The organism is Antarctobacter heliothermus, assembly GCF_900188425.1.
Lineage (GTDB): Bacteria > Pseudomonadota > Alphaproteobacteria > Rhodobacterales > Rhodobacteraceae > Antarctobacter > Antarctobacter heliothermus.
In genome coordinates, this window is record NZ_FZON01000022.1 from 39,729 (window position 1) to 53,309 (window position 13,581).

11 protein-coding genes are annotated in these 13,581 nt (G+C 62.6%); 7 read left to right on the forward strand and 4 right to left on the reverse strand.

Annotated elements, in window-relative coordinates; genetic code table 11:
- The first annotated feature begins 3 nt into the window (after window positions 1–3).
- The 4 genes from CHB90_RS12745 to CHB90_RS12760 are packed head-to-tail and all read left to right on the forward strand — an operon-like array spanning window position 4 to window position 3,810.
- Window positions 4–759 (forward strand): enoyl-CoA hydratase/isomerase family protein, encoded by a 756-nt coding sequence (locus CHB90_RS12745; protein ID WP_089278251.1) that lies wholly within the window; start codon window positions 4–6, stop codon window positions 757–759.
- 3 nt (window positions 760–762) lie between these two features.
- Window positions 763–1,545, forward strand: a complete 783-nt coding sequence (locus CHB90_RS12750; RefSeq protein WP_089278252.1) for an IclR family transcriptional regulator — start codon at window positions 763–765, stop codon at window positions 1,543–1,545.
- 22 nt (window positions 1,546–1,567) lie between these two features.
- Window positions 1,568–2,716, forward strand: a complete 1,149-nt coding sequence (locus CHB90_RS12755) for a CaiB/BaiF CoA transferase family protein (RefSeq protein WP_089278253.1) — start codon at window positions 1,568–1,570, stop codon at window positions 2,714–2,716.
- Window positions 2,713–3,810 (forward strand): CaiB/BaiF CoA transferase family protein, encoded by a 1,098-nt coding sequence (locus CHB90_RS12760; protein WP_089278254.1) that lies wholly within the window; start codon window positions 2,713–2,715, stop codon window positions 3,808–3,810. The genes CHB90_RS12755 and CHB90_RS12760 overlap by 4 nt, the downstream gene beginning before the upstream one ends.
- A gap of 53 nt (window positions 3,811–3,863) precedes the next feature.
- Here the strand turns inward: CHB90_RS12760 and repC are convergent, their stop codons facing one another.
- The 4 genes from repC to CHB90_RS12780 all read right to left on the reverse strand — a co-directional run bounded on the left by repC (window position 3,864) and on the right by CHB90_RS12780 (window position 8,702).
- Entirely contained in the window at window positions 3,864–4,916 is a 1,053-nt protein-coding gene (gene repC, locus CHB90_RS12765) for a plasmid replication protein RepC (RefSeq protein WP_170941058.1), read from the reverse strand.
- 185 nt (window positions 4,917–5,101) lie between these two features.
- On the reverse strand, window positions 5,102–6,049 hold the full coding sequence (repB, locus tag CHB90_RS12770; RefSeq protein WP_089278278.1) for a plasmid partitioning protein RepB: 948 nt from the start codon (window positions 6,047–6,049) through the stop codon (window positions 5,102–5,104).
- Window positions 6,049–7,149, reverse strand: coding sequence for a plasmid partitioning protein RepA (repA, locus tag CHB90_RS12775; protein ID WP_245823243.1), 1,101 nt, complete (start codon window positions 7,147–7,149; stop codon window positions 6,049–6,051). Before repA ends, repB begins: the two co-directional genes overlap by 1 nt.
- 371 nt (window positions 7,150–7,520) lie before the next feature.
- Complete coding sequence (locus CHB90_RS12780; RefSeq protein WP_089278256.1) at window positions 7,521–8,702, reverse strand: mandelate racemase/muconate lactonizing enzyme family protein; 1,182 nt, start codon at window positions 8,700–8,702, stop codon at window positions 7,521–7,523.
- A 222-nt stretch (window positions 8,703–8,924) separates the two neighbouring features.
- On the opposite strand from CHB90_RS12780, the gene CHB90_RS12785 reads away from it, so the two are divergent.
- From CHB90_RS12785 to CHB90_RS12795, 3 genes are read left to right on the forward strand one after another with little or no spacing between them, the layout of a single operon-like run.
- Window positions 8,925–10,445 carry a sulfatase family protein gene (locus CHB90_RS12785; RefSeq protein ID WP_089278257.1) on the forward strand — a complete coding sequence of 507 codons (1,521 nt, stop codon included), beginning with the start codon at window positions 8,925–8,927 and terminating at the stop codon, window positions 10,443–10,445.
- A gap of 14 nt (window positions 10,446–10,459) precedes the next feature.
- Window positions 10,460–11,614 carry a mandelate racemase/muconate lactonizing enzyme family protein gene (locus tag CHB90_RS12790; protein ID WP_089278258.1) on the forward strand — a complete coding sequence of 385 codons (1,155 nt, stop codon included), beginning with the start codon at window positions 10,460–10,462 and terminating at the stop codon, window positions 11,612–11,614.
- Window positions 11,615–11,644: 30 nt separating this feature from the next.
- Window positions 11,645–13,564 (forward strand): ABC transporter substrate-binding protein, encoded by a 1,920-nt coding sequence (locus CHB90_RS12795; protein WP_089278259.1) that lies wholly within the window; start codon window positions 11,645–11,647, stop codon window positions 13,562–13,564.
- Window positions 13,565–13,581: the final 17 nt, after the last annotated feature.

The following is a 13,581-nucleotide window of genomic DNA, read 5'->3' on the forward strand; positions in this document are numbered from 1 at the left end:
GACATGACAAACGACACTGATGGCGCCGTGCGCTTTGACCTCACCGGCAACGTGGCTGAGATCGTGCTGGACCGCCCAGCCAAGCACAACGCCCTGACCCCCGCCATGTACCGCAAGATCGCAGCCTGTTGCGCAGAGGTGAATGACACCGCGCAGGCCAATGTGGTGATCTTTCGCGGCGCCGGAGAGCGCGCCTTTTGCGCCGGGTCCGACATCAAGGCGCTGGAGGGCTACGAGGATTTCTGGGCATGGCGCAACCGCTTTGACTATATCCCGCCGATCCTGTCCCTGCGCAAACCGGCCATCGCCGCCGTCAAGGGCTGGGCGCTTGGCGGCGGTCTGGAAATCGCGCTGGCCTGCGATTTGCGCGTGGTCGCCCGCTCTGCGGTCTTTGCCGCGCCCGAGGTGCAGCTTGGCTGGAACGGCGCGGGCGGGGCGGCCCAACACATGACCCGCCTTTGCGGTCAGGGTCAGGCGTTGAAATATCTGCTGACCGGCGACAGGTTCGACGCGACAGAGGCCGCCCGCATCGGCATGGTCGAATACCTTGTCGACCCCGGAGAGGAACTGACCCGCGCCCGCGCACTGGCGCAACAGATCGCCGGATACGCCCCTCATGCCACCCAGGCGGTCAAGGCGGCGGTGCGCGGCGCGATGGATTTGACCCTCGAACAGGGCCTCAGAAACGAAAACGAGCTTATGTCCCTCTGTTTCGCCAAGGCGGAACAGTCCAGACTGCGGACCGCAGACAGGGAATGAGCCATGACCAAGACCGACGACACCAAAAAGAAATCCACTGTCCCCGCCGTAGAAAAGGCGCTGGACGTGCTGGAACTGCTGACAGAGGCGCCAGGCGGCCTGACGATGAACGAAATCGTCGATGCCCTGAACCGAACGATGGGAGAGATTTACCGCGTCGTCATCTACCTGACCGAACGCGGCTATCTGCAACAGGACCCCCAAACCAGCCGCTATGCGCTGACCCTGCGCCTGTTCGAACTGTCGCACCGCCACGATCCGACCGAACGGCTGATCCACGGCGCACTGCCGCTGCTGGAACGGATCGCGGCCCGCACCAGCCAGTCGTGCCACCTTGGCGTGCTGAACCGTGACAATGTGCTGGTTCTGACCAGCGTGGCCAGCCCCCTGCCCGCCGGATACGCCGTGCGCACCGGCGCGCTGTTCCCGGTCAGCCAGACCAGTTCCGGCCATGTGATCCTGGCCTTTTCCGACGAGGACACGCAGGCCCGCCACATCGCCCGCCAGCCCAAGGCCGACCACGACGCCCTGCGCGCGCGCCTGACCCGCATCCGCGAGACGGGTTTTGAGGACGTGCCCAGCACCATGATCGCAGGCGTCCGCAACCTTTGTGTACCGGTGTTTGACGCACGCGGCGTGGTGGCGGCGATCACCTCGGGCTTTATCCACCAGATCGGCACGGCTTCCACCGCCGAGGACACGCTGTCGGCCATTCGCGTGGCCGCGCAGGATCTGTCACGCAGTTTGGGCTTCAGCCCCGGCGACGATCCGGCAAAAACACCATAACGCATTGATATAAGGTGACTAAATGACTTCTGCCTCCCCTGCCCTGCCGTTGAGCGGCCTGCGTGTTCTGGATTTTTCGCAATTCCTTGCCGGACCCGTCGCGGCGCTGCGCCTTTGTGACCTCGGGGCCGAAGTCATCAAGGTAGAGCGCCCGCAAGGCGGCGATCTTTGCCGGTCCATGGTGGTCAATGACCAACGGCTCGACGGGGACAGCCTTGTGTTTCACACCTTCAACCGCGGCAAGAAAAGCGTCGCCGCCGATCTGAAACAACCCGCCGATCTGGACCGCATTCGGACCCTGATCGCATCCACCGACGTGATGATCCACAACTTTCGCCCCGGTGTGATGGAGCGTATCGGCCTTGACTACGAAACCGTGCGCGCACTGAACCCACGTCTGGTTTACGGCTCTGTCTCTGGCTACGGCGCCACGGGTCCGTGGCGCGACAAACCCGGTCAGGATCTGCTGGTGCAGGCGCTGTCCGGCATCGCGTGGCTGAACGGCAATGCCGCTGACGGCCCGGTGCCGACCGGCTTTGCCATGCTGGACGTGGCCACCGCCGGGCATCTGGTGCAGGGCATCCTTGCCTGTCTTGTCCGCCGCGGGATCAGCGGCACCGGCGGTCTGGTCGAGGTCGATCTGATGTCCGCCGCGCTGGACATGACCTTTGAACAGCTCACCTGTTTTCTCAACGATGGCGAGACGCCGCCGCGCCGCCACGCCCAAGGCAACGCCAACCCCTATCAGCCCGCGCCCTACGGTCTGTATCACGCCGCTGACGGCTGGATGGCGCTGGCCATGTGTCCGCTGGCAAAACTGGCCGAGCTACTGGACGCCCCGCAAATTGCCGACTTTCCGCAATCCGATGCCTTTACCCGTTTGGACGAGATCAAGTCCGTCGTCGGCGACGTGCTGAAAACCCGGCCCCGGCAGCACTGGCTGGACATCCTCGAAGCTGCGGGCATCTGGTGCGCTCCGGTGCTGGACTGGCCCGCCTTTACGCAGACCGATGGGTTCGCCGCGCTTGACCCGTTGCAGACCATCCGCACGCACAGCGGCGCCACCGCCCGCACCACCCGATGCCCTATCCGCATCGACGGCCAGACCCTGCGCAATCCCGCAAGCGCGCCGGTGTTGGGGGCCGATACCGACACGTTCCTGACCCCATGACCGCACCGCTTTCAGGGATCACTGTCGTCGATTTCAGCCAGTTCCTGTCCGGCCCTTATGCCTCGCTCCGGTTGTTGGACATGGGCGCGCGCGTCATCAAGATCGAGAACCCGCATGGCGGCGATCTCTGTCGCCGCCACTACGTGTCCGACACCCGGATCAAGGGCGACTCGACCTTGTTTCACGCCATCAACCGGGGCAAGGAAAGCATCGCTCTGGACCTGAAAACGACCGATGGCCTGAACGCCGCGCGCCGCCTGATCGCCCGTGCGGATGTGGTCATCCAGAACTTTCGCCCCGGTGTGATCGACCGATTGGGGCTATCCTATGAACAGGTCCGTGATTTCAAGCCGGACGTTGTCTATGGCTCGATCTCCGGCTACGGCGACAGCGGACAGTGGGCCGCCCTGCCCGGTCAGGATCTTCTGGCGCAGGCGCGATCTGGCCTGATGTGGTTGAGCGGAAATGCCGCCGACGGTCCGGTTCCCATGGGATTGCCAATCGCCGATATCTCTGCCGGGGCCTGCCTGACGCAGGGCTTGTTGGCCGCCCTGTTTCGCCATGCCCGCACCGGGCGCGGTGGGCATGTCCAAACCTCCTTGCTGGAGGCGCTGATGGACATGCAGTTCGAGTTTCTCAGCACATGGCTGACCAATGCGGAAACCCCGCCGCAGCGCATGGAACAGGGATCGGCCCACGGCTACCTTGGTGCGCCTTACGGCGTCTATGCCTGCGCCTCTGGACATCTGGCGTTGGCCATGACCCCGCTGGAGCGTCTGCGCGACGTGCTGAACCTGCCTGATCTCATCGGAGATCCGTTTAAGGACCGCGAAAAGCTGCGCAGTCAGATCGCTGATTGTCTGGCCTCTCGGCCCGCCGCTGACTGGGAAAAGGAACTGGGGGCCAGAGGTATCTGGTGCGCACGGGTTCTGACCTGGGAAGAAATGCGCGCCAACGGTGGAGAGGTGGTTCGTCAGATGCTGCCCCCGGCATCGCCGATACGGATCGAGGGCAAACGCCCGGTCCCTGCCCCTCAAGGACCAGTCCTGAACCAACATGGCGCAGAGTTGAGGGCAGAGTTTTCGCTGGGCTGACGTGGCAATTGTCAGCTGACAACTTTTCGCGCACCCTCGCCGGATTGACGATCTCATACCAGATTGTCAGCTGACAATTCCGGCCTCTCCAGTGATTTCACCATCCCCCGAAGGTTCAACTGTCCTTGAACCGCTCGTTTGCTCAGACCGCGTAGATAGGCCCCGGGTTTGCGGATGTCAGAGAGCTTTTCAAGGATGCACAGCACCGCCACACTGGCCCCGTGCGAACCGATCCTGTGCCGCGCATCCTCAAAGGTGGTGCGATCGATCCCCATCATAGGATAGAGCATCTGTGCCACCCGGATCAGACCCGACCAGTCCTTGGGAGCCTCGGGAAAGAAACTCTTGTATTCCTTGCACGTCCCCAACACCTGATCCAGCGCAACCGCTTCCTGATTTCGCGTGTCTGGCTCTTTACTTACAGATTCAGCTTTATTTGTACTCTGTATGTGCCGCTCATTTTCGCTGTCGATGGCGCTCATTTCTTCTGCCGGTGCATGGATTTTCCGAGCGTTGTCCACGTGGTTTTCCAGCGGTTCCAGCACCGCGCGGAGGGTTTCGGCGTCGACCTTGCGGCGCAGTATCCGGCGGCTGTCCTCGATCAGAGGGTGATCCACTGGCAGCAAGTCGCCTTCGATCAGGCGCATCCGGGTCGCTGCGATCCGGGCGCGGAGGGCGTCGATTTCCTGCTGCCGGAGATGCTCGTCGCTTGCAGCCTTGAACACCTCGTCAGCCAATCGGACCAGCGGGCTGAGGTCAAAGCCAAAGGCCAATCCGCCAAAACGTGCAAAGCGTTTGCGGTTGGCGCTGTCCTGACGGCTGACAATGCCACATCTGACCAGCGTCGCCAGATGCCGGCGCAGGGTGCTTTCGGGCATGCCGTTCAGGCGTTGCGACAACGTCCGGTTGGAGGGAAACACCACCGCCACACCAGGCACATTTGGCAGGGCGCGTTCGGGGTAAAAGGTCAGCAGGGCGCGCAGCACGGTCAGGGTCCTGTGGTTCAGACCGAAACTGTTTGCGGCACGGGTCAACGTGTCGAGCAGCACCCACTTGTCATGCGATGCGCAAGGCTCGACCGGCTGCCCGAATGGGATTCGGGACATTTCTGTCATGATAATCTTGGCGATAGACAATAATTTACCCGCCCACCGAATCGGTAGCGTTGACAGGGTCAGTGCTGAGGGGCTATCTCAAGAGTGCGAGAAATGAGAGGCCTTCCGGGATCCGTCCTGGGGGGCTTTTCTTTTGCCTGTCGTCGTCCTCCTTTGTCTGCTCGTTATCGTTGCCTTCAGTCTTCCGACCGCTCTTTTTGCCAGCGGTCGTGAAGCTCTTTCACCAGATCCTCTGCGTGGGCATCCAGCCACAGTGCAAAGCCGCCGGTGGTGGACAGGGTCAGCCCCTTGTCCGATCGTTTGACCTGCGCCAGCGACACGCCGCCGGGGCCGGTGATCTTGCGGGCGGGCAGGGGCCGCGCCTTGGCCTGTTTCGGGGTCTTGGCGCCCGTGGCCCATGCCAGAACCTGTTCAAACCGCGTATCCGATCCATCGACATAGATCAGCGTTTCCATCCGCGCCTCGACCCGGTCGCGCAGGGCCTCGTCCTGTAACGCCTCGGCGAGCGTGAGCCAGCGTTCGCGCCCGATGCCCGGGGCCGACCCGATCTGGCGCAGGAAATCCACGTCAAAGGCGCGGCCCACCTTCAGCATCCGGCTGACCATGGGCAGGTCGATCGACAGGGCGTCCGCCACGGTCTGGCGGTCATAATCCAACGCATCCAGTTGCGCCGCAAAACTGGCCTTTTCGATAAAGGACAGGTCCTGACGCGCGGTGTTTTCCTGCCCCTGCGCCAGCACCAATGCCTTGTCGTCCAGATGGCGCACCATGGCCTTGACCGTCTGGCCCAATTCTCGCAGGGCAATCACCCGGCGGCGACCATAGACGATGTCAAAATGCCCCGGCTGATCGGCGCGGGGGCGGACAAGGACGGGCACCTGTTGTCCGTAGACACGCAAGGAGTCGCGCAGGGCGGTGTCGGCGCTGTCATCGTTGCCCAGACGGTCCGCCACGCCCGCGTCATGGATCAACGCCGGGTCCAGATCCTGAACCGCGTTTTCCTGCAGCTTGGACAATGAGCTTTGCAGCGCGCCGACGGTGCCGCGTGGCATCAGCCGGTCTGCCGCGGTGCGCCGCGCCGGGGCGGCGGTTGCATCGGTTGACAGGATTCCCTTGCGTGCCATCAGCGCCTCCATGCCTTGTGCATCAGCGTTTCGATCTCATCGTTCACAGCATTCAGTGAATCGACCGCACGGTCATAGGTGTTGCGGTGAAAGGCGCTGCGCTCGACCTCGTAGATGGTTTGCTGGGTCAGGCCGGCGTCGGAAATCGCGGTGGATTTCAGCATCGCATTGGTCATGACCTCATCGCCGAACAACTGCCGCAGGAAGGCGACAACCTGTTGTTGCGGCCCGTCCGAAGGTTCGTAGCGGTTGATCAGAAAGCGCAGGAAATCGAACTCCATCCGCGCGCCCGCGCCAGACACCACGTCGAGCAAGTCGGCGCTCATCTGCAGGAACTGCGACATCGAGGCGACGTCCAGCATATTGGGCACCACGGTGATCAGCACGCCAGTCGAGGCGCAGAGCGCCGACATGGTCAGGTAGCCGAGCTGCGGCGGACAGTCGAAGATGATGACGTCGTAATCGGCCTCGACCTCCTGCAGGGCGGCGGCCATGCGGGCGTAAAAGGGGGGCTGGATATTGTTGCGCAGGGCAGTGGGGGTCTCGTGCTCGAACTCTTGCAGGATCAATCCGCCGGGGGCGAGGTCCAGCCCGGTGAAATAGGTTTCCTGAATGATCTCACGGAAGGGCAGGGGGTCTTCATAGCGGATCGCGTCGTAGATCGACCCGGAATGCAGAAAGTCCACCTCTGGCTGATAGCCAAAGAGCGTGGTCAGGCTGGCCTGCGGGTCGATGTCCACGGCGAGCACGCGATAGCCCTTGAGCGCGAGGCGCTGTGCGGTGTGGATCGACGAGGTGGTCTTGCCCGAGCCGCCCTTGAAATTGAGGAAAGACAGCACCTGCACCTTGTCGTCACCGCGCCGCCCCTTGAGATAGGCGCCGGGAGATTTTGCGTTTTCTTCCAACACCTTGCGGATGGTCGTCAGATCGGCTGCGGAATAATGCCTGCGGCCGCCCGGGGTGGTGTGTACGTCCGGTATACGATCCTCGAAGTGCAGCTTGCGCAGAAAGCTGGAAGAGATGCCCAGCAGATCGGCAGCCTCGCCCGGCGAAAACAGGCGCATCTGTTTGCGCGCGTCGGGCGCAAAGCTCTTGAGCATGTGGCTTTCGAGCGCGCCCGCAAGGTTTTGCGCGTTTTCCCGGATGCGGGTATTGATGTGAATAGGGTCGGTCGCCTCTGTCACCGTTCTGCCGCCTCATCAGGAACGCTCTTTTTCGCCAGAGCTTTGTTTTCCGTTTCTTACGCAAGTTGAAGGGCCTTTGGCAACAGTTTCGTGTTCCAGACGGCGATTGGCAGAGGCGCTAGATATTGTGGCTGTTCATGCGGCATATGCAAAGCGTCTATTAGGGCATTCATAAGTAACAGAAAAATCGGAAACTTGGTGAGATCCGACCAAACTCCGCGATTTGGACCGGGATCGCGCGTGCATAGGTCAGGGCGGGGCAGGGGAGCGGCCAGCCGAATCAGTGATCAGGGGCTGCGGTAGCGGGGGCCGCTGGTGGTCAACGTCGCGTGGAGCGTCTGAAACGAGTGCAAAGCCTCGGGCAGGGTGGTGATGCCAAGGCCAGGGGCCTGCGGCAGGTGCAGACAGTTGCGCGGCTGTCGGGGTCTGAACAGGTCGAACCCTTCGCGTAGAGGATTGGGGTTTACATCGACCTCCAGCAATCCGCGCCCGCCAACGGCGGCCAGCACTGCGGCCGAGGCCAGAAGGCCGATGCCCCCGCCCAGGAAATGCGGGCAGTAGGTGGCCCCGCTGGCAAGCGCCCGGCGCGCCACCCATTCACATCCGGTGATGCCGCCCCATTTGGCCAGATCCGGTTGCAGATAGCCAAAGGTGGCTGCCGCGATGGCATGGTCAAAGGCGTCCAGACCGGCGATGTTCTCTCCTCCCGCAAGCGGCACAGCGCTGGCCCGTCGGACATGTTCCCAGGCTTCTGGCGCGGCGGTGGCGATGATCGGTTCCTCCAGCCAACCAAGCGGGCATTCTGCGAGTCCCTGCAGGTAGGCGATGGCCTGATCCGCGTCCCAGCCCTGATTGGCATCGGCAAAGAGGCGTTCGCCGGGGGCGAGGCTGGCGGCGATCTGCAGGGTGTCCGCGATGTCGCGGGGCAGGTCAAAGCCGGTCTTGATCTTGAAGGCGTCGTGCCCGGCCTCGCGGCACCGGGCGATGACCTCGGCCGCGTCGCGGATGTGGATGCCGCTGGCATAGGCAGGGACCGACGGCGGCGCATCGGGGTTGAGAAACAGCGCAAGGCTCTGCCCCGATCGGCGCGCCATCAGGTCATGTATGGCAGTGTCGAGACCAGCGATGACCTGATCGAAGGGGCCCCATTCCCGACATTGCAGGGCGCGGATGCGGGTTCGGTCGGTCAATTGATGAAAGAGGTCCGAGCGATGGGCAAAGCGCTGCCCGATCAAAAGATCGCCCATGTCTTCGACCAGCAGGCGCGCGCGGTGTTCGGCCCCGGCGGCGGGCCAGTTGGCAAAGACCTCTCCCCAGCCAAAGACACCATCCGCATCCTCGAGTCGCACAAAGACGGCGGGCCGGTCGCGCATCGCGCCGAAACTGGTGACAACGGGCCGGTCCAGCGGGACGCGAAAGACGTGAACATCGAGGCGCGAAAGGGCCGGTGCGGCGGTGGACTGCGTCATGTGTCAATCCTGTTCAGGGCGTGGTGGCGAGAAAGTTTCGTTCCGTTTTAGTCGCTTAGCATGAATTATTTGGTATGACCAAAATAAATAGTCGACACGAACATAAAAATAGTCGACGATTTTTGCAAGATCGTTAGTCAATACGATAGACCGTCAACACGAGGTTCGGGAGGGCTTCATGAAGTCGATACAGGCACACGCCACAGCGCCGGAATTCAAGGCATGAGCCGCGGGCCGGACATCCTGTTGATCACCACCGACCAGCAGCGCGGCGATTGCATCGGCGGGGCAGGGCGGGGCGTCAGAACGCCCAACATCCAGCGCCTCGCCGACCGTGGCGCGCGGTTCGACACCTGCATCACGCCGCATCCCATGTGCCAGGCCGCCCGCGCCTCGATCCTGACAGGCAAGCTGCCCTATAGCCACGGGGTGCGCGACAACGGGCGCAACCTTGACCCGGCGATTGCCGAGGACGGTATCGGCGGGGTGTTTTCCCGCGCCGGCTATGACACGCGGTTCATCGGCAAGGCGCATCTGTCCACGCATGAGACCTTTGAGCCCACGGATCAGCCGGAGTGCTACAATTCGGTCGCCGATTACCCGGAGGACTGGGCCGGCCCCTACATGGGCTTTGACCGGGTCGAGATGATGCTGCGCCCGCACCACCACTGTGGCTGGAAAGAGCGGCCCTTTACGCTGCATTATGAGAACTTTCTGGACTGGGACGGGCAGGGAGGCACCCGTTGGGCGCGGGCCAAGGATTCTGTCCCGCCGCTGACCCTTCACAAGCAGGTCTGGCGGTCCGCGCTGGAGGATGAGTGGCAATCGACAAGCTGGATCGGCGATCAGGCGATGGAGATGCTGCAAGAGGACCGGGATGAGCCGCTGATGGCATGGGTCTCTTTTCCCGACCCGCATCCGCCGTTCCTGGCGTCGGACCCGTGGTCGCGTCTGTACGATCCGGCAGAGGTGGATTTGCCGCCGCACCGCGATTTGGATCTGGACCGGCGACCGTGGTGGCATGCGGCGTTTCTGGACAGCCCGGTGCGCCGCAACCAAAAGCGCGACCATGCCGGGGACCAACCCTATTGGGGCTATGACGGCGCGCTGAACGAGCGGGATCTGCGCGACGTGACAGCCGTCTATTACGGCATGATCGCCGCCATCGACCATCAGGTGGGGCGTATCCTCGATTATCTGGAGGCGCAGGGGCGGCTGGAGAATACCATCGTGATCTTTACCTCTGACCATGGCGAATGGCTGGGCGATCACGGGCTGCTGCTGAAAGGTCCGATGCTGTATGACGGGCTGCTGCGGGTGCCGATGGTCATGGCCGGGCCGGGGATCGGGCAGGGGCGCCATGATGCGCCGGTGTCCACGCTGGACCTGCGGGCGACGCTGGCCGACCTGTGCGGTCTGAATGTCAGCGAGGATGACGGCACATCCCTTTTGGATGTCATGCAGGGTGCCTCGCGCGATGTGGCCCACAATGAGTGGGAAGTGGACCCGGTCCGCAGTGGCGTCGACCTTGACCTGCGCACCGTTCGTTCAACGACGCACCGGCTGTCGGTCGATCTGAAAAGCGGGGCAGGGGAGCTGTATGACCTTGCCGCCGATCCGCATGAAATGAGCAACCTCTGGGACGAAAGCTCGGCTGGAGCGATCCGCGATCGGCTGACCGCGACAATCGCGGCGGAGCGTCCCGGCATGATCCCCGCCGCGCCGCGCGTCGGCTGGCACTGAAAGGCCCCTTTTCCATGTCCAAGATTACCGCAATCGAACCGCTGCTGGCCCGTGTCGGCATCCGCAATCAGCTGCTTGTAAAGGTTTCGACCGATGACGGGCTGATCGGCTGGGGCGAATCCGGTCTGTCGGCGCGCGAGGACTCTGTCGCTGCCACGATCCGGCACTTTGCAGAGTTCCTTGTGGGCAAGGATTCCAACCAGATCGGGCGCATCTGGCAGGAAAGCTATCGCAGCCAGTATTTCGAAGGCGGGCGGGTGTTCACCGCCGCCATGTCGGCCATCGACATCGCGCTGTATGACATTCTGGGCAAACGTCTGGGTGTGCCGGTCTACCAGTTGCTGGGCGGCAAGCAGCGCGACGAGATCCCCACGTTCCCCAGCGCGCAATCGACCGATCTGGATGAGTTGATCGCCAAGGCGCGGGTGCTGGTGGGGGCCGGTTGGGACTGTCTGCGGATCTATACCGGAGAGTTCAGCGGCGACGGCGTCTTTGACCCGCGCAAGAACCTGAACCGCGCCACGAAAGAGCTGATCGCGCTGCGCGAGGAATTCGGCCCGGACCTGTGTCTAGGCATCGACCTGCATCACCGCCTGTCGATTGCCGAAACAGCGGATTTCTGCAACCGGCTGCCCGCCGGGACGCTGGATTTCCTCGAGGAACCGATCCGGTGTGAGACGCCAGAGGCCTATCGCACGCTGCGCAGCATGACGAACATCCCCTTCGCCGTGGGCGAGGAGTTCGCCAGCAAGTGGCAGGCCGCGCCTTATATCGAACAGGGCCTGACGCAGTACATGCGGCTGGACATCTGCAACATCGGCGGCTTCACCGAGGCGATGAAGGTCGCGGGCTGGTGCGAACGTCACTACATCGACCTGATGCCGCACAATCCGCTGGGCCCCGTCTGTACGGCGGCCACCATCCACATGGCGGCAGCGGTGCCGAATTTCAGCTGGGCAGAGACCCGGCAGGGGCCGACCGAAGACCTCGGTTTCCACGATCCCGAACTGTTCCCCGTCCAGATCCCGCTTGAGGGCATCACCTACAAAGTCCCCGACCGTCCCGGTCTGGGCGTCGAGGTGAACGAGGAAAAGATCCGGGCCACCACGCCCCAACATGTCGAGCCGCCGCACCTATGGCGGCCGGATGGCTCTGTCACCAACTGGTGACGCCAGAGTTCAGCAAGGAGGAGGAAACCAATGCTGAGAACAAGGAAACTGACGGCGCTGGCCAGTGTGATCGCGCTTGCGATGGCCGGGCAGGCGTTTGCATGGGAAGAGGCGCCACAACTGGCGCAGCAGGTCGCCGATGGCAAACTGCCGCCGGTCGATGAACGCCTGCCGACGGACCCGCTGGTGATGGACGTGATCGAGGGGCCGGGCGAATACGGCGGCACCCTGCGCCGCGCGATCCTGGGCGGTGGCGACCAGCACAACATGGTCCGCACCATCGGCAGCGACAACATGGTGCGCTGGTCCCCGGACTGGAAAGAGGTGCGCCCCAATATCGCCAAGTCCTGGGACGTGTCGGATGACGCGTCGAAGTTCACCTTTCATTTGCGCGAGGGGATGAAATGGTCCGACGGCGCGCCCTTTACAGCCGACGACATCCTGTTCTGGTACGAGGACATCTTTTCCAATGCCGAGCTGACACCGAACAAGGACGCGACCTTTGTCGGTCCTGCCGGCCCGGTGAAAATCACCAAGATCGACGAGCTCACGGTCGAATTCGACTTTGGCGCGCCGAACGGGCTGTTCCTTCAGGCGCTGGCCTATGGGTTTGGCTATCACCCGACGGCCTATCCGAAGCATTACCTCAGCCAGTTCATGCCAAAGTACAACGATGACGTGCAGGCGCTGGTGGATGCGGACCCGGCGGCGGGCAACTGGGTGCAGTTGTTCAACCTCAAGGCCGGACCGATGGATACGCCACTGTTCTGGCAGAACCCGGACCGCCCGACGTTGCACGCCTGGCACCTGACCAACGCCTACGGATCGACCGACCGCGTTGTCGCCGAACGCAACCCTTACTATTACAAGGTCGACAGCAAGGGACAGCAACTGCCCTATATCGACCGCATCACCTATGATCAGGTCGAGGATGTGGAAACCATCCTGCTCAAGACCTTCAACGGCGAGATCGACTATATGCTGCGCCACATCGGGCGACCGTCGAACAAGGCCTCGCTGACCGACAACATGGATCGCGGCAAGTACGGTTTCTTTGACGTGGGCGACCTGCCGGCGAACATCATGATCCTGATGATGAACCTCAACCACACCGATCCGGTCAAGCGCGAGGTCATCAACAACAAGGATTTCCGCATCGGCGTCAGCCACGCGATGAACCGTCAGGAAGTCATCGATCTGCTGTATTTCGGGGCCGGTCAGCCCGCGCAGACCGCGCCGCGCGAAGGATCGGACCTGTACAAGGAAGAATACGCCAAGCAGTTCACCGAATATGACACCGATCTGGCGAACGAGTACCTCGACAAGGTGCTGCCTGAAAAGGACGCCGAGGGTTTCCGCATCGGTCCCGATGGCAACCGGTTCACTCTGGTGTTCCTGATGGCAGATGTGTTCGGGTTGCAGTACCCGGACGCGATGGAACTGATCGCGGGCTATGCCGCCGACGTGGGGCTTGATTTCCAGATCCGCGCCACCGATCGGTCCCGCCTGATCGACCTGCACACCTCGAACGATTTCGACGCCTATCTTTGGAACTGTTCGGGCGGACAGGCCGATGCCTATACCTCGCCGATCTGCTATGTTCCCACGATCTCCAACTCTGTGAGTTGGGCGCGTGGCTGGGCGCAATGGGGGATTGATCCGACCACTGGCGAAGAGCCACCGCAAGCGGTCAAGGACATCTTCTCCAAGTACAAGGACGTCCGTGCCGCCGCCTCGCCGGAGGACCAGAAGACCCTGATGATCGAGCTTCTGGACATGGCAATGGAGCAGTTCTTTACCATCGGCATGGTGCAGAACGACCCGGTCTTTGGCATTGCGCGGAACAATGTCCGCAACGTGCCCGATCCGCTGCCCATTGCGGGACAGTTGTGGTTCCCCGCGCCTTACACCGCGCAGATGTACTTCGAAGGTGGGGCCAACCTGCCATAAGTCGAAGTATCCTCAGG

Excerpts from the sequence above, each read along its gene's own strand:
- CHB90_RS12755 (WP_089278253.1), top strand. The coding sequence starts at position 1,568 with ATGACTTCTGCCTCCCCTGCCCTGCCGTTGAGCGGCCTGCGTGTTCTG.
- CHB90_RS12745 (WP_089278251.1), top strand. The coding sequence starts at position 4 with ATGACAAACGACACTGATGGCGCCGTGCGCTTTGACCTCACCGGCAAC.
- CHB90_RS12795 (WP_089278259.1), top strand. The coding sequence starts at position 11,645 with ATGCTGAGAACAAGGAAACTGACGGCGCTGGCCAGTGTGATCGCGCTT.
- repA (WP_245823243.1), bottom strand. The coding sequence starts at position 7,149 with ATGCTCAAGAGCTTTGCGCCCGACGCGCGCAAACAGATGCGCCTGTTT.
- repC (WP_170941058.1), bottom strand. The coding sequence starts at position 4,916 with ATGTCCCGAATCCCATTCGGGCAGCCGGTCGAGCCTTGCGCATCGCAT.
- CHB90_RS12780 (WP_089278256.1), bottom strand. The coding sequence starts at position 8,702 with ATGACGCAGTCCACCGCCGCACCGGCCCTTTCGCGCCTCGATGTTCAC.
- CHB90_RS12790 (WP_089278258.1), top strand. The coding sequence starts at position 10,460 with ATGTCCAAGATTACCGCAATCGAACCGCTGCTGGCCCGTGTCGGCATC.
- CHB90_RS12785 (WP_089278257.1), top strand. The coding sequence starts at position 8,925 with ATGAGCCGCGGGCCGGACATCCTGTTGATCACCACCGACCAGCAGCGC.
- CHB90_RS12760 (WP_089278254.1), top strand. The coding sequence starts at position 2,713 with ATGACCGCACCGCTTTCAGGGATCACTGTCGTCGATTTCAGCCAGTTC.
- CHB90_RS12750 (WP_089278252.1), top strand. The coding sequence starts at position 763 with ATGACCAAGACCGACGACACCAAAAAGAAATCCACTGTCCCCGCCGTA.
- repB (WP_089278278.1), bottom strand. The coding sequence starts at position 6,049 with ATGGCACGCAAGGGAATCCTGTCAACCGATGCAACCGCCGCCCCGGCG.